The 24,241-nt window shown below is 65.3% G+C and carries 13 protein-coding genes; 8 read left to right on the top strand and 5 right to left on the bottom strand.

Annotation, left to right across the window (positions count from 1 at the left end):
* Nucleotides 1–70: 70 nt before the first annotated feature.
* Nucleotides 71–1,525: an alpha-galactosidase gene (gene melA / locus AC0L4C_RS00735; RefSeq protein ID WP_473401604.1), complete on the top strand. Its 1,455-nt coding sequence runs from the start codon at nucleotides 71–73 to the stop codon at nucleotides 1,523–1,525.
* Nucleotides 1,526–1,641: 116 nt separating this feature from the next.
* On the opposite strand, the gene AC0L4C_RS00730 is transcribed toward melA, so the two are convergent.
* Nucleotides 1,642–3,186 (bottom strand): tryptophan halogenase family protein, encoded by a 1,545-nt coding sequence (locus AC0L4C_RS00730; RefSeq protein ID WP_473401603.1) that lies wholly within the window; start codon nucleotides 3,184–3,186, stop codon nucleotides 1,642–1,644.
* A 126-nt stretch (nucleotides 3,187–3,312) separates the two neighbouring features.
* On the opposite strand from AC0L4C_RS00730, the gene AC0L4C_RS00725 reads away from it, so the two are divergent.
* A complete protein-coding gene (locus AC0L4C_RS00725; RefSeq protein WP_473401602.1) occupies nucleotides 3,313–4,683 on the top strand; it encodes an L-serine ammonia-lyase in 1,371 nt (456 codons plus the stop codon).
* Nucleotides 4,684–4,692: 9 nt separating this feature from the next.
* On the opposite strand, the gene AC0L4C_RS00720 is transcribed toward AC0L4C_RS00725, so the two are convergent.
* The gene (locus tag AC0L4C_RS00720; RefSeq protein WP_473401601.1) at nucleotides 4,693–4,899 is read right to left on the bottom strand and encodes a hypothetical protein; all 207 of its coding nucleotides are present in this window, start codon (nucleotides 4,897–4,899) and stop codon (nucleotides 4,693–4,695) included.
* 168 nt (nucleotides 4,900–5,067) lie between these two features.
* Between AC0L4C_RS00720 and AC0L4C_RS00715 the strand changes: the two genes are divergently transcribed.
* The 5 genes from AC0L4C_RS00715 to AC0L4C_RS00695 all read left to right on the top strand — a co-directional run bounded on the left by AC0L4C_RS00715 (nucleotide 5,068) and on the right by AC0L4C_RS00695 (nucleotide 19,057).
* On the top strand, nucleotides 5,068–14,478 hold the full coding sequence (locus tag AC0L4C_RS00715; protein ID WP_473401599.1) for a cadherin domain-containing protein: 9,411 nt from the start codon (nucleotides 5,068–5,070) through the stop codon (nucleotides 14,476–14,478).
* A gap of 122 nt (nucleotides 14,479–14,600) precedes the next feature.
* On the top strand, nucleotides 14,601–15,284 hold the full coding sequence (locus tag AC0L4C_RS00710) for a helix-turn-helix transcriptional regulator (RefSeq protein ID WP_473401598.1): 684 nt from the start codon (nucleotides 14,601–14,603) through the stop codon (nucleotides 15,282–15,284).
* 1 nt (nucleotide 15,285) lies between these two features.
* Complete coding sequence (locus tag AC0L4C_RS00705; RefSeq protein WP_473401597.1) at nucleotides 15,286–16,995, top strand: type I secretion system permease/ATPase; 1,710 nt, start codon at nucleotides 15,286–15,288, stop codon at nucleotides 16,993–16,995.
* Nucleotides 16,988–18,301: an HlyD family type I secretion periplasmic adaptor subunit gene (locus tag AC0L4C_RS00700; RefSeq protein WP_473401596.1), complete on the top strand. Its 1,314-nt coding sequence runs from the start codon at nucleotides 16,988–16,990 to the stop codon at nucleotides 18,299–18,301. The genes AC0L4C_RS00705 and AC0L4C_RS00700 overlap by 8 nt, the downstream gene beginning before the upstream one ends.
* 117 nt (nucleotides 18,302–18,418) lie before the next feature.
* Nucleotides 18,419–19,057 (top strand): AfsR/SARP family transcriptional regulator, encoded by a 639-nt coding sequence (locus AC0L4C_RS00695; RefSeq protein WP_473401595.1) that lies wholly within the window; start codon nucleotides 18,419–18,421, stop codon nucleotides 19,055–19,057.
* Here the strand turns inward: AC0L4C_RS00695 and AC0L4C_RS00690 are convergent.
* Nucleotides 19,054–20,625, bottom strand: a complete 1,572-nt coding sequence (locus AC0L4C_RS00690) for a hypothetical protein (protein ID WP_473401594.1) — start codon at nucleotides 20,623–20,625, stop codon at nucleotides 19,054–19,056. The genes AC0L4C_RS00695 and AC0L4C_RS00690 overlap by 4 nt on opposite strands.
* Nucleotides 20,626–20,805: 180 nt before the next feature.
* On the opposite strand from AC0L4C_RS00690, the gene AC0L4C_RS00685 reads away from it, so the two are divergent.
* Nucleotides 20,806–21,216, top strand: coding sequence for a hypothetical protein (locus tag AC0L4C_RS00685; RefSeq protein ID WP_473401593.1), 411 nt, complete (start codon nucleotides 20,806–20,808; stop codon nucleotides 21,214–21,216).
* Here AC0L4C_RS00685 and AC0L4C_RS00680 read toward each other — a convergent pair.
* Both AC0L4C_RS00680 and AC0L4C_RS00675 read right to left on the bottom strand, forming a co-directional pair.
* Nucleotides 21,213–23,192 (bottom strand): BTAD domain-containing putative transcriptional regulator, encoded by a 1,980-nt coding sequence (locus AC0L4C_RS00680; protein ID WP_473401592.1) that lies wholly within the window; start codon nucleotides 23,190–23,192, stop codon nucleotides 21,213–21,215. The two genes, AC0L4C_RS00685 and AC0L4C_RS00680, sit on opposite strands and share 4 nt — an antisense overlap.
* Entirely contained in the window at nucleotides 23,192–24,163 is a 972-nt protein-coding gene (locus tag AC0L4C_RS00675) for a YcaO-like family protein (RefSeq protein ID WP_473401591.1), read from the bottom strand. The genes AC0L4C_RS00680 and AC0L4C_RS00675 overlap by 1 nt, the downstream gene beginning before the upstream one ends.
* Nucleotides 24,164–24,241: the final 78 nt, after the last annotated feature.

The raw sequence follows: 24,241 nt of genomic DNA, 5'->3' as shown, positions 1-24,241 counted from the left end.
CATGACATTTCTCTACTCCTTCCGGCCGCAAACCGATAGGTGAATCTCAAACGCAAGACGAGGGGAACTCATGTCTTTCAAAGTGGCCATCATTGGCGCCGGCTCGGTCGGCTTCACCAAGACGCTGATTTCGGACCTGCTCAAGGTGCCCGAGTTCGCCGATGTCGAGTTCGCGCTGACCGATATCAACCAGCACAATCTCGACATGATCCACGAGATCATCAGCGAGATCGTCAGGGTCAACACGCTGCCGGCCAGGGTGACCGCCACCAGTGACCGCCGCGCGGCGCTGACCGGCGCGCGCTACGTCATGAGCTGCGTGCGGGTCGGCGGACTGGAAGCCTTCGCCACCGATATCTCCATCCCGCTCAAATATGGCGTCGACCAGTGCGTCGGCGACACCATCTGCGCCGGCGGCATTCTCTATGGCCAGCGCAACATTCCGGTGATCCTCGATTTCTGCAAGGACATCCGGGAAGTCGCCGAGCCGGGGGCACTGTTCCTCAACTACGCCAACCCGATGGCCATGAACACCTGGGCGGCGCTCGAATATGGCGGCGTCAACACGGTCGGCCTCTGCCACGGCGTCCAGCATGGCGCGCATCAGATCGCCGAGGTGCTCGGGGTCGAGGACAAGGATCTCGACTATGTCTGCTCGGGCATCAACCACCAGACCTGGTATATCGATATCAAGGCCAAGGGCCGCGCTGTCAGCAAGGAAGAACTGATCGCCTGGTTCGAGGCGCATCCGGTCTACTCCAAGACCGAGAAGGTGCGGATCGACGTGCTCAAGCGCTTCGGCGTCTATTCGACCGAAAGCAACGGCCATCTCAGCGAATACCTGCCCTGGTATCGCAAGCGGCCCGAGGAGATCGGACGCTGGATCGACATGAGCGACTGGATCCACGGCGAGACCGGCGGCTACCTGCGCTATTCGACCGAACGGCGGAACTGGTTCGAGACCGATTTCCCAAAATTCAAGAAGGACGCCACCAAGCCGCTGAGCGAACACAAGCGCACCACCGAGCACGCCAGCTACATCATCGAGGCGCTGGAGACCGGCCGGGTCTATCGTGGCCATTTCAATGTCCGCAACAATGGCATCATCCGCAACCTGCCGGCCGACGCCATCATCGAGAGCCCTGGCTTTGTCGATCGCTTCGGCCTCAACATGGTCGAGGGCATCACCCTGCCGACGGCCTGCGCCGCCACCTGCTCGGTATCGGTGTCGGTGCAGCGGCTCAGTGTCGAGGCGGCGATGACCGGCAATATCGAGACGCTCAAGCTCGCAGTGCTGCACGATCCGCTGGTGGGCGCCATCTGCACCCCCGACGAGGTCTGGCAGATGGTCGACGAGATGGTCATGGCCCAGGCGCAGTGGCTGCCGCAATATGCCGACGCCGTGCCGGCCGCCAAGGCGCGGCTGGAAAAGCCCCTGGTCAAGACCCGCGACTGGGACGGCGCTGCCCGCAAGGTGGTCCGCTCGGTCGAGGAACTGCGCGAGTTGAAGGGCGCCCATCGCTGAGGCGGGCACGGGCCGGATTGCGCCTGCGCCGTGGTGGAGGGATGGATCCTCGGGTCAAGCCAGAGGATGACGGCCGGTAGGAAGATGACCGACCGTTGTTGTCGGGCAGCTCCGGATCAGGTCCACCGCTGCTCGCGCACGCCCTGCAAAAACTCGGCGTGGCCCAAGGCCTTCGTGGCCGCCTGCTTGTATTCCTTGACGAGGCTGTCATGGGTTGCCTTGGCAAAGGCCCGCAGTTTCGGGTCGCGGGCCATTTCGGCCTTGGCGACGGCCGGGTCCAGCAGGCCGAGGCCGTCGAGCACCGGATAGTGCAGCTGGGTTTCCATGTGCGGCAGGCCGAAGAGATATTGCGGGAAGTGCTCGTGCCGCGGCATTTCGGTTTGCCAGCGGGCGAGGCGCTCGCGCGTTTCCGGGTGCATGCGGTTGGCCCGCACGTCGCGCCAGAACGGCGTGTCGTCGCGCTCGGTGGCGTAGTGCAGATTGACGAAGCTGCGGAAGTCGTCGACCTGCCGGCCGACGCGGGCGTTATAGTCGTCGCGCAGGGCCTGCGTCATCGCCTTGGGGTCGCGCAGATATTGGCCCCCGAACATCATCATCTGCACAATGGTGCCGTGGATCGAGGTGGACTCGAGCGGTTCGAGAAAGCTTGACGAGAGGCCCACGGCCACGACATTGCCGATCCAGGCCTGTTCCAGCCGGCCGATCTGGAACTTGATGTCGTCACGGACTTTCACCTTGCGCCCGAGCACGCGCTCGACCTCGGCATGCGCCTGGTCGGGCGTGGCGAACTGGTCCGAATAGACATAGCCACAGCCGAAGCGGGACTGCGTCGGGATCTGCCACATCCAGCCCGCTTCCTGCGCCCATGCCATGGTGTAGTTGGGCAGTTCGGCGCCGTCCTCGACCGGCAGCCAGAAGGGCAGGGCGCGGTTGACCGGCAACTCGTCCTGATAGCTGACCCAGGCGGCCTGCAACTCCTTGACGATGAGCCGTTTGCGAAAGCCGGTGGCGTCGATGAAGAAATCGCCCTGCAGCGTCTCGCCGTCCTCGAACAGCAGTGCTGTTACATCGCCGCTCTCGCCGTCGCGCTCGACCCCGGTCAGCACGTTGTCGACGATCTCGACACCCACCGACCTGGCCTTGAGGAACTTGCCGACCAGCGACTGGTCGAAATGGTAGGCCGGAAGGAACGGCCCGAGCGGCAGCAGCGAGCCATCGGGCCGCAGCGTCCAGGGCGCCTTCTTGCGCTCGAGCAGCGGCCCGAACATGTGCATGTCCTGCACCGGCTTGCCCACCGAGACGGCGTAGACGTTGAGATAGTCCGACGGCGCACCAGGCGGTGGCTGGATCACCTGATGCGGATCGTCGATCGGGCCGTAATAGGTGACGCCCTTGCGCCGCCAGTCCTGGTGCCGGATGCCCAGCTTGTAGCTGGCCTCGCAACTGCGCATGAATTCGAAGATATCGATGCCGAAATGCTTGAGGAAGACGTGGAACGCCGCCGTGGTGGCCTCGCCCACACCGACGGTCGGGATCTTGCTCGATTCCACCACCGTCACCGTGGCGTCGAGCTTCAGCCGTGCGATGCTGTCGCGCATTATGAACGCCGTGATCCAGCCGGCGGTGCCGCCGCCGACAATGACAAACCGCGATTGAGCCAAATGTGGTCCTCCCGGTCCGAACTCTAGCGTGGCCGCCGGCGCCGGCAAGATGGCGCGGCGCGCACCTGTAGGAACCGGAAACAAGGACGGGATTTCTGGAGCTGCGCTTCCCTGCTAGACTGCGCCATGTTTTTGAGTGTCCTCGATATCTTCAAGGTGAGCGTCGGCCCCTCCTCGTCCCACACCATGGGGCCGATGATTGCTGCCAGACGCTTCCGCGACCGGGTCGAGCCGCTGCCCGCCAATGGTGGCGCCATCGAATGCCGGCTCTATGGCTCGCTCGCCTATACCGGCGAAGGCCATGGCACGTTCCGCGCCGTGCTCTGCGGCCTGCTGGGGCTGACGCCCGAAACCTATGACAGCAGCGAGGCCGATCGCCTGCTGGCCGAACTGGACCAGACCAGGTCGGTGACCATCGGCCGCAATCGCGTCACTCTCGATCCGGTGCGGTCGATCATCGCCGAAAAGGGCAAGCGCCTGCCGGGGCATCCCAATGCCATGCAGTTCCGGCTGCTCAAGGGCGATCCGGACCTGCTCTCGGAAGTCTACTATTCGGTGGGCGGCGGCTTCGTGCTGACCGAGGCCGAGTTTGCGGCCGACCAGATCGGCACGCAGCCCGCAGCCGAGGTGCCGTATCCGTTCTCGAGTGCCGCCGAGATGCTGGCCATGGGCGAGGCGTCCGGCCTCTCGATTGCCCAGATGAAGCGTGCCAACGAGCTGGCCCTGCGTCCGGCCGCCGAGCTCGACAGCGGCATCGCCACGGTGTGGGACGTCATGACCCGCTGCATCGATCGCGGCCTCGAGGGTGAGGGCATCCTCCCGGGTGGCCTCAAGGTGCGGCGGCGGGCCCGCGGCTTCCGTGACAGGCTGCTGGCCGACGCCGGCCGCAATGACCAGCCGCTGCATTCGGCCGTCGACTGGCTCTCGGCATATGCCATGGCTGTCAACGAGGAGAACGCTGCCGGCGGGCAGGTGGTGACCGCGCCGACCAACGGCGCCGCCGGCGTCATTCCGGCGGTCATCCGCTACTATCTCGACCTGATCCCGGGGGCGCGGGCCGACAGGGTGCCCGACATGCTGCTGGTGGCGGCGGCAATCGGCGGACTGATCAAGTTCAATGCCTCGATCTCCGGCGCCGAAGTGGGCTGCCAGGGCGAGGTCGGCTCGGCCTCCGCCATGGCAGCAGCGGCGCTCTGCGCGGTGCTCGGCGGCAGCAATGCGCAGATCGAGAACGCCGCCGAAATCGCCCTGGAGCATCACCTGGGGATGACCTGCGACCCGATCCGCGGCCTGGTGCAGGTGCCCTGCATCGAGCGCAACGGCATGGGCGCGGTCAAGGCCGTGGCTGCTGCATCGCTGGCCGCGCTGGGCGACGGACAGCACATCGTGCCGCTCGACGCCTGCATCGAGACCATGCGCCAGACCGGCCGCGACATGGACGAGCGCTACAAGGAAACCTCGCTCGGCGGACTGAGCGTCAGCCTGCCGGAGTGCTGAGCCGGTAACTCAATCGCACGGTGCGTAGGTGGCGAGCAGCCATGCCTTGAGCGCGCCGCGATCCGCCAGCTGGTCGGCCGACGGCGCCGGTTTCTCGGCAAAGCCGTGCCGGCGCAAGGCGGCATCGAGCGTCAGCGGCCGGTTCTGCGGGTTCACCACCTCCATCGTCCGGTCGGCGATCTCGGCGGCCATGGTTTTCGACATGCGTTTGGTCAAATGCACTCTCCAGAAAATACCGCCGGATCATGTCGCCTCGCCCTCGGAAGCGACCTTGGTCGGTGACGTGACCCATTTGGGTGATGTCGCAGATCGATTCGTCTCCCACCATCGCCAGTGAATGTTCGGACCGCACAGGCGGACCGGCGACCGACAATGGAGGCGAAAATGGCAAATCTGGTGGTCAACGCGGGTCAGGCACTCAACGATAGCGCCTATCTCGACGATATTGTGGAGATCCGGGGCGATATCATTGCCGTCGGCGGCGGCGAGGCCCAGTTGCACTTCGTCTGGGTCAATTCGGGCGGCGATAGCGGCGAGGCCGTCCTTGCCCAGTCCTTCGTGCTGCCCGAGCCGCCTTACTCCAACCCGCCGGTCGACGGCAGCGAGGAGACCCAGATCCAGATGACGGGCACGGGTGACTTCACCCTGCTCGACCCGGTGACCGGCGATCCGATCGCGACCCTCACCGGGGCGCCCTACGATTTCACACTCAGCGTTACTGCTACCTATGACTCCGGTACCGGAACCACCAACTGGTCCTACGACACAGTAGTGCCGGCCAACCCCTGGGACGGTTTCCTCGCCGGGGACGACGTGATCACCCCGGCCGACGGCAACGATCTGATCGACGCTGGCGAGGGCAACGACACGGTCCATCTCACCCCGGGGACCGATGAACTGATCGGCGGCAACGGTGTCGATACGGTCGTGCTCTCGGGCACCGAGTTCGACTACGCCGTCTCCACCGACGGGCAGAACCGCCTCGTCGTCAACTGGTCGGGTGGCACTACGGTGCTCTCCGGCTTCGAATGGGCCGACGTGGGCGGCAACATCTATGACTTCAACTGGCTGCTCTCGGGCAACCCGATGATCACCTCGCCCGATACCGTGAACGTGGACGAGAACAACACCTTCGTCACCCAGGTGCTGGCGATCGACCCCAATCTCGCAACCGAGACGCTGACCTATTCGATCATCGGCGGCGATGATGCGCCGCGCTTTTCCATCAACTCTGCAACCGGCGAGCTCAGTTTCATCGTCCCGCCCGATTTCGAGGACCCCGACGACTTCGATGACGACAATGTCTACGAGGTGCGCGTCCTGGTGGACGACGGCAACGGTCACAGCGATGAGCAGGACCTGAGCGTCACCGTCAACGATGTCGGCTATGGCGTAAATATCAACGGCACCAGCGGAAATGACCTGGTCGATGCCACCAACACCGTTCCCGGCCAGTTCCTTCCCACCAACGAGGATGACAACATCGTCGGGCATGCCGGTGACGATGACCTGTCAGGTCTGGAGGGCAATGACCGCTTCGTCGGCGGCTCCGGCAACGACACTTTGCGCGGCGGCAGCGGCGACGCGGACCAGGTCGATTATGGCGACGAAGGCGGCGGGGCTGCCGTCACCGTCAACCTGTCGGACGACGACCTCGACACCGGCAATGGCGACCCGGTCACCATCGCCGCCCACACCGCCATCGACACCTTCGGCGATACCGACACGCTCGACAGCATCGAAGAGGTTATCGGCACCAACGGCAACGACGTCATCATCGGAGGCGATGGTCCTAACTTTTTCGACGGGCGAGGGGGGAATGACCTGCTGATCGGCGGCAATGGTAGCAACCATATGCGCGGCGGCGCCGGCAACGACGTCATCATCGGCGGCAACTATGACGACTTCATCAATCCGGGGGAAGGCGATGACGAGGTCCACGGCGACGGCGCCGAGGCAGGCGGCTGGGACAATATCGAGTACCAGGACGCGGCTGCCGGCATCCATGTCGTCAAGACCGGCTTCGACACCGGTACAGTGACGGGGACGACGGTCGGCACCGACACCTTCGACGGTATCGAGATCATTGTCGGCAGTACGCATGCCGACCTCTTTGACGGCAGCGCGGAAGAGGACAACTTCACCGGCAATGACGGCGCCGACGTCTTCAACGGCAATGGCGGCCGCGATACGGTCGACTATGAGAAGGAGCGCTACGGCGTCAATGGCGACAGTGCCCACGGCGTCATCGTCAATCTCTCCAATGACGCACTGATCGGCGTTTCGGCCGAAGGCATCGCCTCGACCGACGTGGCGGCACACACGGCCGTCGACGCCTTTGGCGACATCGACCAGCTCAATTCGATCGAGGGCATCAGAGGCTCGAGGTTCTCCGATCTGCTGGTCGGCGGCGACGAGGACAACCGGCTGAACGGCTACTGGGGTGACGACATCCTGCAGGGCGGCGACGGGCGTGACGAACTGACCGGCGGGAGAGGTAACGATCTGCTCGATGGCGGTGATGGCCGCGACCTCGCAAACTATCACGCCGAACAGGGCATAGACTACGATTTCGGCGCCCATGGCATCATCGCCAATCTGTCCAGCCAGATGCTGCTCGGCGTTTCGGTAGCCGGGATCGATGCGACTGACGTCCTCGCGCACACGGCGATCGACACATTTGGCGACACCGACACCCTGGCCAAGATCGAGGAGGTCATCGGCACCGACTTCGAGGACATCATGGTCGGTGGCGAGGGCGAGAATTTCCTTGAGGGCAGGGCTGGCGACGACCTGCTGATCGGCGGTGACGAGAACGACTACTCGGCCGACTTCTTCGTCGGCGGGCGCGGCAATGACACCATAATCGGCGGCAGCCACGAGAACGAGTTCAATCGTGTGCTGTACAATGGCGAGACCGACTGGGGGAACGACGATTCCGGCACCCATGGCGTCATCGTCAATCTCTCGACCCAAACGCTCGAGGACGTGAGCGTGGCCGGCATCGCCACCACCGACGTGGCCGCAGGAACGGCCATCGACTCCTATGGCGATACCGACAGCCTGACCAACATCCAGAACGCCGACGGCACGCAATATGACGACCTTCTGGTCGGCGGCGACGAGCACAACGATTTCGACGGCCGCGACGGCGATGACACGCTGATCGGTGGCGATGGGGACAACCAGCTGAACGGCGGCGCCGGCAACGACACCATTGTCGGCGGCAATGACAGTGACTGGATGGTCGGCGGGGCCGGCAACGATACATTTGACGGCAACGCCGGCTGGAACAATATCTCCTATGTCGACGAGCAGGATGGCGGCGGCCAGGGTGTGTTTTTCGACTGGGTCAACGGCACCGCTACGGACTCGTATGGCGACACGGACACGTTCTCCAACATCAACTCCGTGCACGGCACCAATGCGGTCGACACCTTTGTCGGCAATGCCGACGACAACACCTTCCACGGCTATGGCGGCAACGACATCATCATCGGCGGTGCCGGACAGGACTCCGTGCACTATCACGGCGAGCGCAATTTCGGCGGCAACAATGGCGTCACCATCGTGCTCGACGACGGCACCGGCGTGGGCGAGACCCACGGCTACGCCATCGATGGCTACGGTGACACGGACGACCTGACCAGCATCGAGCATGCCGAAGGCACCGACTTCGACGACACCATCACCGGATCGGCCGAAGACAACGAGTTGCGCGGCAACGACGGCAACGACCAGCTCTACGGACTGGATGGCGACGACCGCCTGGATGGCGGCGACGGCAATGACACCCTGGTCGGTGGTGCCGGACACAACCGGCTGCACGGCGGCCGGGGCAACGACACGCTGATTGGCGGGGACGACAACGACGATCTTGATGCCGGCGAGGGCGACGACACAATCGTCGCTGGCGGCGGCGAGTTCGACTACATCAGCGGCAGTTCGGGTACCGATACTGTCGATGGCGGTGACGGCTATGACCTGCTCGGCTTCAAGGGCTACAACGGCGCCGACAATGTCCACGTGACGTTGGGGGCGGGAGACCCCGGCAGCGGCACCGTCACCGGCGAGTTCGATGGACTTGCGGTCAATACCAGCTTCACGGGCCTCGAGCAGGTGACCGGAACCGCCGGCGATGACACGTTCGTCGTCAATGCTGGGTTCGCGGGGACCGGTGACGGCCATAACACCTTTGGCGACGGTCGCGGCCTTGACGGTCAGACTTTCGATGTCGTCGGGGGCAATGGCAATGACACCTTCACGGACAATTCCGGCGTCGACGGGGGCGCGCTGCTCATCGACTACGACGAGGAGAAGTTCTCGACGCCGCAATATGAAGATGGCTATCACGACTGGGGAACACTGCCCGGCGAGCACGGCGTTGTCGTCAACCTCTCAGCCACGCAGCAGACGGCAACCGGCTTTGACCTCAACGACGGCAACGCGCCGGTGGATGTTACGGTACAGGCCGGCGAGGCGCGCGATACGTTTGGTGCCACCGACACCCTTGTCGGCGTCCAGCAGGTGCGCCTCACCGACGCGGACGATGCATTCTTCGGCAGCGATGCCGGCATCTACGTCGAGGGCCGCAGGGGCGACGACACGCTGATTGGCGGCGCCGGCCGTGACCAGATGCAGGGCAATGAGGGCGACGACCATATCGAAGGCGGCGCCGGCGATGACCACCTGCATGGCTGGTTCGGCGATGACACCATTCTTGGCGGCGAGGGCGGCGACTACATCAATGCCGGCTGGGGCAATGACGTTGCCGACGGTGGCGTCAGCGAGGACTGGGATACGCTCGGCTTCGGCTGGGGCCAAGTGCTCAACCCGGGTGACGGCATTGCCGTCGTCATGGATGCGGCAGGCGGCCCGGGCGGCGGCAGCGCCACCGGCAGCTACATGGACGGTACCAATGGCGAAGGCGATCCCAACTACGGATCGGTCAACCTGCAGTTCTCCGAGTTCGAGCACCTCGAAGGCACCAGCGGCGACGATTCCTATTCCATCAGCTCCGGCTGGGTGGCCAGCAGCAACCCTGTCATGATCTGGCCTGACGGGCGCGGCACGGGCCTGATCGATATCAGCGCCGGAGCGGGCAACGACAGCTTCAGCGATCTCGCCGACACCTCGCCTGGGGGCGATAGCGGTGGCGCCATGATCGTCAGCTATGATGGCGACAAGTGGAGCATTCCCGATTTCGATGGCCACCAGTGGGGCACCGAGGCAGGGGAACACGGCGTCGCCGTCAACCTCTCGGGTACGCTGCAGACGGCCACCAGCTTTGACTTCAACGATGGCGGTCCGGCCGCCGATCTCGACGTGGCTGCCGGCACCGGTTTCGACCTCTACGGCGATATCGACAGCTTCGAGGGTGTGCAGGCGGTCTGGCTGACCGACGCCAATGACTGGTTCTGGGCCAATGACGACCGCGATACCTTTGTCGGCGGCGCTGCGGGCGATGACCACCTGTTTGGCGGCAGCGGCGATGATGTGTTCTTTGCCGGCCAGGGTGCGGACGTCGTCGATGGTGGCAATGGCCACGACACCCTCCGCTACGACTGGGAGCAGGGTAGTGAGGGCATCGTCGCCAACCTCTCGGGCGGCGACATCACCTACAACGGCAGCGAGATCCTCGGCGCCGGTCAGATCAAGGACAGCTTCGGCGACGTGGATAGCGTCAGCAATGTCGAGGAACTGATCGGCACGAACCATGATGACATCCTCGTTGCCGGCGACACGGGCGGCTTTGTGCTGCATGGCGAAGATGGCAGTGACACGCTGGTCTCGGGCGCCGGCGGTGACACACTCAACGGCGGAGCCGGGGACGACGATCTCACCGGCGCCGGCGGCGACGACGTCATTGATGGCGGCGACGATGTGGACACGGTCCACTTCAGCGGCAACCGCGCCGACTACGCCGTCGCCCAGAATCTCGAGGGCGACCTGATCGTCACCGACCTGCGCGTCGGCAATGACGACGGCGTGGACACGGTCCGCAATGTCGAGCATTTCGCCTTTGCCGACGTCACGCTGGATGCGGCCGACCTGCTCAATCACGCGCCGGTCATCACCTCCGATGGCGGCGGCGACGTGGCTGCGGTCAGCATTGCCGAGAACGGCCTGGTCGTGACCACTGTGGTCGCGTCGGACACCGATGCGGGCGACGTGCTGAGCTACGCCATCACTGGCGGCGCCGACGCGGCTCTCTTTGCCATTGATGCCAATACCGGTGAGTTGAGCTTTATCGCGGCGCCGGACTACGAGGCTCCGGCCGACAGCGATCTGGACAATGTCTACGAGGTGATCGTGACCGCGTCCGACGGCACGGCGAGCGACGCGCAGGCGATCTCCGTCACCGTCACTGACGCCAGCGGCGTGGTCATCAACGGCACCAACGGCGCCGACCTGGTCGACGCCAGCAATACGCCGGCCGGCGAGCCGCTGCCGACCAACGAGGCCGACACGGTCTACGGCAATGGCGGCAACGATACGATCCATGCGCTGGGCGGCGACGATCTGATCGAGGGTGGCGCCGGCAGCGACACCATGTACGGCGGCGCGGGCGACGACACCTATGAGGTCAATGCCGCCGGCGATGTGGTGGTCGAGGAGGTCGGGGAAGGCAACGACACGGTGCTCGCCTCCCGGACCTATGCGCTGACCGACAATGTCGAGAACCTGACGCTCACCGCCTCGGGCAACTACAACGCCACCGGCAACGGCCTCGACAACGTCATTGTCGGCAATGATGGCAACAACACCATCGATGGCGGCGCCGGCGCCGATACGATGATCGGCGGCCTGGGCAACGACACCTATGTTGTCGACAACGCCGGCGACACCGTGATCGAGGCGGCCAATGGCGGCACCGACCGGGTGGATGCATCGGTCAGCCATGTGCTGGGTGATGAAATCGAGAACCTGACGCTCACCGGCACGGACAACATCGATGGCACCGGCAACGCGCTGGCCAATACCATCCTCGGCAATGACGGCAACAACGTCATCGACGGCGGCGACGGTGTCGACACCATGAAGGGCGGGCTGGGCGATGATACCTACATCGTCGACAGCCAGGCCGAGATCGTCAACGAGTCCAGCAATGCCGGCACCGACACGGTGAACTATATCGGCATCGATACCTACGCGCTGAGCAACAACGTCGAGAACCTCGTGCTGGGCAGCGTGGCGACTGGCGGGACCGGCAATGGCCTCGACAACACGATCACCGGCAATGCGCTCGACAATGCCATTGACGGCGCGTCCGGCGCCGACACGATGATCGGCGGCCTCGGCAACGACACCTACCAGGTCGACAATGCCGGCGACGTGGTCGTTGAAGCCGCCGGCGAAGGCATCGACCTTGTCGAGGCCAAGGTGTCTCACACTCTGGGCGCCAATGTGGAAAACCTCACACTGACCGGTGGCGGCGGCCTGAGCGGCACCGGCAACGAGCTCGACAATGTCATCACCGGCAACAATGGCAGCAACCGTCTCGATGGCGGTCTGGGCGCCGACACGATGATCGGCGGCGGCGGCAATGACACCTATGTCGTCGACAATGCCGGCGATGTGGTGGACGAGGCCTCCAATGGCGGCACCGGCACCGACACCATCGAGTCCTCCATCTCCCTGAGCCTCGCCGATGGCGTGCATGTCCAGGGTGACGTCGAGCGACTGACCCTGACCGGTTCGGCCGATATCAACGGCACCGGCAACGCGCTCAACAACATCATCACCGGCAATACCGGCAACAACGCGCTGGATGGCGGCACGGGTTCGGACCGGCTGGTCGGCGGGCTGGGCGACGACACCTATACGACGGACGGCGGCGATACCATCGTCGAGGCGGCGGACGAGGGCACGGATACGGTGCGCTCCTCGGTCGACCTGACGCTCGGCGCCAATCTCGAAAATCTCGTTCTCATCGGCGCCGCGATTGCCGGCACTGGCAATGCCCTCAACAACATCATCACCGGCAACGACCTTGACAACATTCTGTCCGGGGCCGCGGGGGATGACACGATGGCGGGCGGGCAGGGCAATGACAGCTATGTCGCCGACAGCAGCGGCGATATCATCGTCGAGCTGTCGGGCGAAGGCTACGACACGGTCCAGACCTCGGCCAGCTACACGCTCTCGGACAATGTCGAGGCGCTGGTGCTGACCGGCAGCAGTGCCATCAACGGCACCGGCAATGCTCTCGATAACGTCATCACCGGCAATGCCTCGTCCAACACGCTCTCGGGTGAGGCGGGCAATGACCTGCTCGATGGCGGCAAGGGCGCCGATACGATGATCGGTGGCCTCGGCGACGATACGTTCATTGTCGACAATGTCGGTGACGTCGTCAGCGAGGAAAGCGGCGAGGGCATTGACGTCGTCGAGTCCTCGGTCAGTTATGCGCTGTCCGATCACATCGAGGATCTGGTGCTGACGGGCACGGCCAATCGCAACGCCACCGGCAACGAACTCGACAACGTGCTCACCGGCAATTCGGGCAACAACGTGCTCGATGGCGGGGCGGGCGCCGATACCATGATCGGCGGCGCCGGCAACGACACCTATATCGTCGACAATGCCGGCGATATCGTCGACGAGCTCAGCAACGGCGGTGCCGGGATCGACACCATCCTGTCCTCCATCTCGCTGAGTCTCGCCGACACGGCGCACATCCTTGGCGAGGTCGAGCGGCTGACGCTGACCGGCGTCGCCAGCATCGACGGCACCGGCAATGCGGCCGACAACATCATCACCGGCAATAATGGCTCCAACATCCTCGACGGTGGCCTGGGCATGGATACACTGATCGGCGGCCTGGGCAATGACACCTATATCGTCGACGTCGTCGGCGATGTGGTCAAGGAGCTCAGCAATGCCGGTACCGACACGGTGGTCTTCACCGGCGTCAACGGCAGCTACACGTTGTCGTCCAATGTCGAAAATCTCACCCTTGGGGGCACCGCGGCCATCGACGGATCCGGCAATGGTCTGGATAACGTGCTGACTGGCAACAGCGCCGCCAACACGCTGACCGGCGGCGGCGGCAACGATACGCTGACCGGCGGCGGCGGTGCCGACATGCTGATCGGCGGTGCCGGCAACGACAAGTACATCGTCAACGACGCGGCCGCGCGCATCGACGAAGCCTCCGGTGGCGGCAACGGCACCGATACTGTGGAGGCTTCGGTCAGCTTCAGCCTGATCGATGACGGTTTCCACGTCTCCGGTTCGGTCGAGAACCTGGTCCTGACCGGGACATCCGATGTCAGTGGCACCGGCAATTCCGGCAACAACTCGCTGCTCGGCAATTCTGCCGCCAATCATCTGTTCGGCGGTGCCGGTGACGACCTGATCAGCGGCAATGGTGGTGATGACGTCATCTCCGGCGGCACCGGCCGCGACCTGCTCTTTGGCGGGGCGGGGGCCGATACCTTCGACTTCGATGTCAGCGATTTCGGCGGCGCCGGCGGCAACGTCGCCAGCCATGCCGACGACATCTACGACTACGACGGCAACGAGGGCGACAACCTCGATCTGTCGGGGCTGCTTGACGATGCGCATGGCATTCTCGGTGGCAATACAGACGGGCTGCTCCGGGCCCTGTTCTCGGGCACCGACGTGATCATCCAGGTCAACGAGACGGCAGCGCTCCAGGGTTCGGCCGTAGGCACCAACTGGTCCTCCGCCATCACCCTGCACGATGTCGCCGATCCCGACGCCGTGACGGCGACCTTCGCCGGCCAGACCTGGCATCTGGACGCCGACACCGGCCTCTTCGGCCTTTAGTCCACGCGGCCACTTCCGGCCTCCCGTACGCGGGAGGCCATTCACATTCTCCTCACGACCCACTCACCCCTGCTTCGCGTGCGCTCCCCCATAGTCACCCCGTAGTGCAGGGGAGGGTGATCATGCAGAAGTCGGGACCAGTTCGATCAATTGCCGACGCGGCGGCCGGAACGGTGTCCGTGCTTCCTGCCGCCGGAGCCAATTTGCTGGCCCAGATCGAGCCGCTCTGCCCGGACTGGCGCGGACCGGCAATCGCCGTGGGCGTCCGCAGCCTCGAGCTCCGTCACGCCAACCGCCCGGCGCGCGCGATGCTGAGCCGCGGGCTGCCGGTCCGGCTGCTGGGCAACCGCATTGCCCTCAATTCACTGGCAGCCGCCCGCCGCCTTTCCGCCGCGTTGCGTAGCCTCGACACGCGGGGCGCGCGCGCCGCCATGCTGGTCATTGACGACGCCGAGACGCAGGAGACTTTCGCGCTGCGCCTCCACCTGCCCGGCCTGACGCTGGCCGCCGGAGCCGAGCGGATCGCCATCGTCGAGTTTGCCGACGCGCTGCTCGAACTGCACCCGCCCTTGCTGCGGGCGATCGCCGAGGCCTTCGGACTGACAGCGGCCGAGGGTGTCGTGCTGGGGCTTCTCGCCACCGGCTGCTCGCTGCGGGAGATCGCCGAGCAGCGCGGCGTGCGTCTTGAGACGGTACGTCACCAGTGCAAGACCGTGCTCAGCAAGATGCATTGCCGCCGCCAGTCCGATCTCGTCCGGGTCGTCGCCCTGCTGTCCCAGCACGGCAATACCGCCATGGTGGGCTGAGATGCTCAAGCGCTCGGACGATCCCGCGCCGCCCCCGGCACGCGACCACTCGGCGGCCGCCTGGGTCGCCGGTGCCGGCTTTGCCGTACTCGGAACCGCGTCCAACCTGCTGTTGCTGGTGGGGCCCATCTTCATGCTGCAGGTCTATGACCGCGTCCTGCCCAGCCGATCGGTGCCGACACTTGTCGCGCTCTCGGCGCTGGTGCTTGCCCTCTACGGCTTTTATGCCCTCGTGGAATGGCTGCGGTCGCGGATTGCCAACCGCGTTGGTGCTCTCGTCGAGTGGCTCCTGGCTCCCAGGCTTCTCGGCGCAATCACCCGCAGCTCCGGACAGGGTCGAGTCGATCCCATGCGCGATCTCGACTCGGTCCGGAGTTTTCTGTCTGGTCCAGGGCCGGCCGCGCTGTTCGACCTGCCCTGGATCCCGCTCTATCTGTGGCTGATCTATCTGCTGCATCCGCAACTGGGCCTGGTGACGATCCTGGGTGCCAGCCTGATCGTCATCCTGCTGGTGGTCAGCGAGTTCGCGGCACGCGGTCCGTCGCGCCAGTCCAGCACCGCGCATCTGAAGCGCCAGGTGCTGGCCGACGACATTCGCGGTGGCAGCGAAGTGGTCCGTGCCATGGGCATGGAACCGCACCTCGAACGGCGCTGGGCGACCAACTGTGCCGCGATGGCCGAGGCGACGACACGCGGCGCCGACCGCTCGGCCATGTTTTCGGCACTGACGCGATCGCTGCGCTTTGGACTGCAATCATCCGTACTGGCCACCGGCGCCTGGCTGGTCATCGATGGCCAGGCCTCGGCCGGCCTGATCATCGGCGCCTCGATCATTTCGTCCCGCGCCGTCGCTCCGGTCGAGCAGGCCGTTGGCCAGTGGCGCGGCTTCGTCGCGGCGCGACAGGCCTGGGCCCGCCTCAAGAGCCTGCTGGACGGCGAACCGGCACGGCGTGAGCTGCGCCTGCCGCCGCCGACGCAACGATTGAGCGTGGCGGGGTTGAGCGTTGCCGCTCCCGGTGGCACGAAGCCGGTGATCGCCGGCCTGAACTTCACCCTGCGAGCGGGAGCCGGTGTCGGGGTGATCGGTCTCTCCGGATCGGGGAAATCGAGCCTGGCGCGGGCGCTGGTCGGCGTCTGGGAGCATCTCGAGGGCGAGGTCCGCCTCGATGGACAATTGCTGGCGCACTACGACGCCGGGGCACTGGGCCGCTCGATTGGCTACATGCCCCAGGAGGTCGGGCTGTTTTCCGGCACGGTTGCCGAGAACATCGCACGTTTCCGCGCCGGTGCGACGCCCGACTCCGTGGTGGCGGCAGCGCGCGCTGCCGGCATTCACGAACTGATCGCCAGCCTGCCCGAGGGCTATGACACCCAGGTCGGGGCCTTCGGCATGGCCCTCTCGGGTGGCCAGCGACAGCGCATCGGGCTGGCCCGGGCGCTGTTCGGAAATCCGTTTCTTATCGTACTCGATGAGCCCAACTCCAATCTCGACGCGCAGGGCGACGAGGCCTTGACCGCGGCGCTGCTGGAAGCCCGGGTACAGGGCGCCATTGTCGTCGTCGTCGCGCACCGGCCCAGTGCCATCGCGGCGGTCGACCAGCTGCTGCTGCTCAATGCCGGCCGGCAGGTCGCCTTCGGTCCGAAAGCCGACGTGCTCAAGGCGGTCGCAGCCGGTTCGGCCGGGTGCAGCAGGGAGCACCAGGATGCCTGACACCACCCCCGGGCCGCAGAGCCGCAGCCTCTGGATCCACTCGATTGCCGGCGCGCTGGCCGTTGCCTCGGCCTGCGCGGGCCTCTTCTGGTGGAGCACCGGCACAGAGATTGCCGGTGCCGTGGTGGCCGTCGGTGCCGTGGCCGTCGATGGCGGACCCAAGCGCGTCCAGCACCCCGATGGTGGCATCGTGACCGCTGTCCTCGCCCGCGACGAGGACCGGGTGACCGCCGGCCAGCCGCTGCTCAGGCTCGACGGCACCGCCATCCAGGCCAATTTCGATCTCGTCCTCTCCCAGCAGCGCGATGCCCATGCCCGCGAGCTGCGGCTTGCCGCCGAGGTGGCCGGTGCACCGCTGATCGCCGCGCCGCCAAGCCTGCCGCCCGGCATTGCGACGCCGGAGTTCGACGCGCTGCTGGCCACCCAGGCCGATCTGATGGCCGCCCACGCGGCCTCCATGGCCGGGCAGCGGAGCCGCGTCGCCGACCAGATCGTGCAACTCGAGCAGCAGATCGAAGGGCTGTCGGCCGAGCGCGCGGCGACCCGGATGCAGTTGCAGCTTGTGGCCGCCGAACTCGACGATCAGCAGGAACTGCTGCAGACTCAACTGGTGGGTGTCGCCCGCACCAATGAGCTCCGGCGCGTCGATGCCCAGTTGCAGGGCAGCATCGGCAGCATCACCGCCCGGATTGCCCAGGCACGTGCAACCATCACCGAGCATAGAACCATGCTGGCGCAACTCGATGACGACTGGCGCGCCGGCGTGCTCAAGGAATTGCAGGGCGTCCGCGCCGAACTGGTGCAACTGGCCCAGCAACGCATCGCTCTGGAGGACCGGCTGACCCGCCTGGTCGTGCGCGCGCCCCAGAGCGGCATCATTCATGCCTCGACGGTCGTCACCGTCGGCGGGGTCGTTGGTGGCGGCGAAACCCTGATGCTCGTCGTTCCGGCGATGGAACAGGCCACTGTCGATGTCCGCGTCAGCCCGCTCGATATCGACAAGATACATCCCTCCCAGGAGGTGATGCTGCGCTTCACCAGCCTGGACGCCCGGCGCACGCCCGATATGGTGGCGCACGTCAAGACGGTGGCGCCCGACCTCACCACCGACAGCCGCAGCGGCGCCGAATACTATGTGGCGCGCGTGGCCATCGACGAGGGCGAACTTGCGCGCCTGCCGACCGGCGTCCACCTGGTGCCAGGGATGCCGGCGGAAGCCTTCATCCGCACCGGTGACCGCACCGTGCTCGCCTATCTGGTCAAGCCGATCATGGACCAGATGGAGCGCGCTTTCCGCGAGGATTAGCCAGCCGGTCTTGCCGGCGGCACCGTGAAACTCGCGTGAGAGCCATTTTCACGCTTCACTCACGCTCGCTGCGGGAGGGTCCCGGCAACGATGATGCAGTCAGGGAGCGGTGGACGCATGACAAACATCTTGCAGACTGGACCAGAGGCAGGGTCGGCAGACGCAGGCAAGCTACGTATCTATCTGTTGGGGCCATTCCAGATTGTCGGCCCCGATGGTCGTGATCTCACTCCGCGACGGCACAAAGCCAATGCCTTGCTGGCCATGGTCGCGGTGGCCGAACGGGGGCAGCGCGCTCGCTCCTGGCTCTGCTCCCGCCTCTGGAGCGACCGCTCCCAGGAACAGGCGCTGGGCAGCCTGCGCCAGTCTCTGACCGACATTCGCCGGGCCATCGGTGACGATTGGCAGCGCTATGTCCGTATTGACGGCTTCAATGTCGCCATCGACTTCGAGCATGTCTGGATCGACGCCGTTGCCCTGCGCGAGCGGGGCGGACAGGGCGCCGAAACCGAAGCCGGGGAATTCCTCGAAGGCATCGACGTTCGCGACGATGAATTCGAGGATTGGCTGATGGTCGAGCGGAGCTATTGGCAGAAGCTGCGAGAGGACCGGACGCAGGTGCCGGCCGTCCAGGTGCCTGAGACCATCATCCATTCACTTCCGGCTCATGGCGCCCTGACGCTGAGCATGGGTGGCCACCGGATCGAGATCCGGATTGTCGACCAGATGCAGGTGGATGAAGCGGCGGTGGCCTAACAGGCAGGAGTACGGATCGCGGGGGGCTGCTCGGCAGCCATTACTTTGACCATGATTGCAGCCCGTCGCGGCAGCAAAGCACATCTCAGCGCGGCGGAGATTTTCACAGTCTGATCCGTATTGGTCTCCAGCTCGATATGGGTGAACTGGTTTGAGCCGGGCCACGACTTCAAATCCTCAAAGTTCAGGCTGCCACTCCACTTGTTTGCCAAAGCGTGGCAACCGGCGCAGCTCAGCAGGGTGAAACGGTTGATGACATTGCGGAGTTTGATATCCGGTTTTTCGGAGCCGGCCATCTTGGCCGCGAGCGTCTTGAAGGCATCCATGACGCGCGCGTCCATCTTCGCCATGTAGGGGTTGCTCGGCAGATCGGCGCCCGACAGCGTCGAGGCGGCCTGCTGGTTGGCGTAGGAGCTTGGCGGGGACCGGAAGGTCAGACCGGCGAAGCGATCGCTCACAAGACTGGGTGCTGTTTTCAAGATGGCGTCCCGCATGGCTTCGCGGTCAAGAATGCATGCCGCGTCGTCGAGCTCGCATTGCTGCATCGCCATCGGGTCTGGCGTGTTTGCCAGTGGTACCGGCAGCAGGCGCGCGGCGGCGTCGAACTTGAATTCGCGGAGGACCCAGAGGCCTTTGCCGGTCTTGCTGTTGAGGCGAACCTGGCCGGGCCTACCGTGCGGTCTCGCTGTCATGTTGGATGCGGAGATCACCGGTCCGACCGGGTAGCAGCCGGCGGTGCATGCAGCGCCGTCCACCAGCGAGCCGTCAGCAGCGTAGCTCCCGCCATCGAAGTAGAACCGGTGCAGGGCATCAGCAATTTCGTCTGGCGTCTGCAGCCCGGACAGATTGCCCCAGAACCGCTGGACGAAAGCACACTGTTCCCCCGGCCGGTCCACCGGACTCAGATCCGGAAGGCTGGGCTCCACGTTGATGAGCAGCACCGCAATATCGGGGAACTTGGCCTTGAGCCAATCGGGATCAGCCGAGACGACCAGGCGGAATTCACCGCAGTCCGGAGGACTCGCGGCGCCGACTGGCGTCAGGAGGTCGCCGCGGTTGACGGCGGCAATCACCCTGAAGTGCGGGTCGTCGGCGGGGCCGAACGGGTCATCGAGTGCCGCCAGTTTCGCAAGGTGCGGATCGCACAAGACCTTGAAGGGGTTGCCCATGCCGTACGCGCCCGTGCCAGCCGGGCAAGACGTTCCCGGCTCCGTGGCGATTTCAGTGCCGAAGGCGAGGCTGGACAGGAATTGCCTGAAGAGGGTCTTTGCGTCGCTCTTCGCCTCGGTGGCCAGATGCGCGAAGATCTCCTCGACGGAGAAGCCGCCTAGTTGCCGCGCTCCTGTGGGAGCGCGAACCAGCAGCGACTTGTCGGGGTCCAGCATTGCCAGGGTGAATGCGTCGGACCTGTAGCGGACGAACTGGTCTTTGATCGTCTTGAGCGGCTCCTGCGCAAGCCCCCGCAATTCAGCATTCGGCGCAGCAAAGGTGTTCCGGCTCATCTCTTCGGCGCGAGCGGCCAACGGGATCAGGACACAGAAAATAACAAGCAGTACCCTGATTTTCATGTGTACCTCCCGCGCGGCCCCGCAATTGCGGTGAGGAAACACCCAGAAACATCGATCATCAAGTGTGGGGTCCGCGAATTCACGTCGACATCACGATTGTCTATCGCCTGCACGTGGCCGATGTTGTTGTCTGGGGGTGTCAGTGCTCGTGATCAACCCGACAGCATGATGGAGGAATACATGCCAGATCCGACGAGAAAATATCCGCCTGCCGAATTCGGGCCTGCGGGGGACGAACTCACTTCTGTATCGCCCGAAGATTATATCGAAGTGGGCAAGCTCATCTGCGAGTGGGCGGAAAAGCCGGAAACGCGACCGAAATCTCTCGCCGAATTCAATACCGCCCTGGGCAAGTACTATCGGTTGCCGGACAACGTGAAGGCGGTTCAGTTCGTGCAGAGCAATCCGGATGTCTTCATTGTGCGGCTGCCCGAGAAGAACCAGCTCGCAGAGAGCCGCGACAGGATCGCCAGCGGGGGATACCAGCGGCCGTTCTCAGTGACGTTCATTGCCAGCGAGAATCCCGGCTACTCCGACGAGGATGTATTCTACGCCCGCGTCGCCGACTACACCATGCGGCAATGCCGCTAGGCAGTGTCGTGCAGCAGCAGACCGGCGCCGACAACGCCCTGCTCGAGTCGATCCCGGTCCGCCTGCCGGCGGATCGGGAAGCATTGCATGAACCAGCCCAGAATGCTGGCTGACGTGGCCGGTCCGGCGCCATGCCAGTTGCGGACAATGCTGCGCGCGAACTGGTCGATGGTCTTCTGCGCCCGCTCGGCCTCGCCCAGGTGGTGCAGGGCGGCGGCTTTCCAGCCGGGGACGAAGAAGGCGCTGCCTTCGGCCTGGTCGGCGGCGCGCAGCGCGGCCGCATAGTCACCATCGAGAAAGCGCACGCACATCTGGTAACTCCAGTGCATGGGGGCGCCGCCAACGGCGACTTCGAGTGCATGATCGGCAATGCGCCGGGCGCGCAATTTTTCGTCGCAATAGGACAGGCCCTGGGCGCATGAGGTGAGCGTCCACGGATCGTTGTCGTTGAGCTGCAGGGCCAGATCGAAGCTGAAGATGGCCTGCTCGTAATTGTCGACCATCAGATGCGACCAGGCCAGACAGAGCTGCGTCCTCGAGTCGCGCGGATCGAGCCGCACGGCGGTCTTGGCCAGTTGCAGGGCCTCGGACTCGCCGGCCCGGTCGCGCATGATGCCGGGAAAGATGTGGTGGCGGGTGGTGAGGATCTGCGCCACTCCCACATAGGACAACGGAAAGGTCGGTGCGTCTTCGATCAGCGATCGAAAGATCTGCTCGGCGCGCCGTTCCGAGTGCGGCTGCCAGTGTGCCGCGAGGCTGTTGCCGCGTAGCCAGCGATCATAGATGTCGAGGCTGTGGTCGGCCTCGCCCGCCGTCTGCGACACCCGTTCCGCCGACAGGTGCACTTCCAGCGAGGTGGCGATGCGGCGGATGATGTCAAGCTTGGCGCTGACCCAGCGCTCGAGCCGCACCGAGACCCGCTGGCTCCAGAGGTAGGTGCCGTCGCCGTAGCGGCGCAGCACGATCGAGACGAACGCTTCGCCGTCCTCCTCCGAGGCCAGCGCCGAGATCTCGTAGGTCTTGTGGTGCACAAGCTCGTCTGTATCCAGCGTCCGCCCGGCTTCGCGCACCGACCAGTCGCGGAAGCGGGTCAGGGCGCCGATCAGTTCGTGCCGCAGGCCGTGGATGCGTCTGGCCTGCTCGGCATCGACGCCCTCGTGCTCGAACGCGTTGACCAGGATGAGAATGTGTCCGTCGCGCGGTCCCGCCGGAACCTGGCGCGGCGCCGGCTCTGGCGCGGATTTGATTTCGGCGACGAAGTCCTGCGTCTCGGTCGCTGGCTCCATGTCGAAGTCGCGATCGAGCAGGTCCCACAGGTCGTTGTAGATGCGCAGGGCGCCGCTGACGTCGCCGCGCGCCGCCGCGCTGCGCATCAGCACCCGGCAGGCCTCCTCGTTGGAGGCGTCGAGATTATGCAGCGCCAGCGCCGCCAGTTCTTCGGTCTCGGAGGTCTCCGGTCTGAGCATGAGCGCCCGGAGCTTTTGCAGCAGCGTGTTGCGAAAACTCTCGCGCTGCACGATCAGCCAGTAGTCGAACGCCGGGTCGGCCCCCTCCACATCGGCGAGATAGGTGCCGGCGATATCCGTGCGATCGACCAGCAGACCCGGCACTGTGCCGCTATCAAGTGCGGCGACAGCTTCGGCGGCATCGACAGCCAGGTCGCCATCCAGCCAGACATCCTGCCGATCCGAGTGCAGCAGACGAGCGGCTGGGCCGAGTTCGCGCCGGAGCGTCTGCATCTGCTGGCGCAACGAGACTCTTGCCCCCTGGTCGGTGACTTCGCTCCAGAGCAGTCCAGCCAGCTGCGAACGGCTGGCCCGATGGTGCGGCGCCAGCGCCAGGTAGGCGAGCATGGCGCGTGACTTGCGGCTGCGAACGGCCGCGGCCACGCCATCGACGACCAGGTGAATGGTCTCGACCAGCTCGAGACGGGCGTGCCGATTGGCCGGGCCGACGGAGACCTTTGGATCTGCCATCAGTAGAGCGCCACGCGGCGGGGGTCGGCCGCCTCCCAGGCAGCGGCATCGGGGATGGTGCGCAGACCGGGCGCCACGAGCTTGGCTACCGGCAGGCCAAAATAGTCGCGCGTGAGATCGACCGCAAAGACCGGTTGGCCGAGCCGTGCAATCGCTGCTTCGGTGACTGCCGCAGAAGTCTCGCCGGCAGCCGGATGGACCCGCGGCGGCTCGTCCGAGCAAAGCCGGTCACTGCGGCAATCGAGTTCCGCGGCGCGGCGCAGCATGCGCAATTCATGCGTATTGAGCTGGTGTCCGCGCCCTTGTTTGAACGCCGCCATCCGCAGCCCGACCTCCATCTGCACCAGCTCGCGGACCGCCTTGCAGGCCGCCACTGCCGCATCGGCATGACCTGCAAGACCGGCGACAAAGCCCTTGCCGGAACGATCCGAGGAGAGCGCGGCAACGACGGGCAGGCCGTCCGCCGTGGAAATATCGATGAGACAGGTGGTGCGCGACGCTGCCGCCCCCCGCAGTTGCGCTACATAGGCAAAGGCCTGCCGTTCCACCTCGGGCGGTAGCGCGCGGCCCGGATGGTCGTCATACCACCAGCGCGCCACCGCATCGCGCTCGAGCAGCTCCCACAGCCCCCCCGAGATGGCGTCATCGAGGCTCTGCCCTGCGGCGCATCCCGAGCCGATCCCCGGTGTCGCCGCTTCGGCGGTTCGCAACGCCAGTTCAGCCGGTAGCCCGACCAACCGGCCCGACAGCAGGTCCCGGGCCCTCACCAGCTCGCCGCCGCCGTCGCCCAGCGGCCGGTCCGTCGTCCCGGTGTCGCGACGCAGCGGGTCGTCGGGCGGGCTCAGCTGCGACAGATATTCGATCGCCTCCGCGCTACAGCGCAGCAATGCGACACCGGCGTCGGCATCGCAACCGGCCACGTCCACCGCCTCGAAATCCGCCAGGATCGCCGCTATAGACGCCGGGCGCACGGTCGCGCACACCAGACGGGCCTCTGGCGCGTCCGGTGGGTCCAGCCAGAATGGATCTGACAGGGCTGACTGGCTGCT

This window comes from Devosia sp. J20-27, from assembly GCF_055808595.1.
This window is presented reverse-complemented; position numbering and strand designations above follow the sequence as displayed.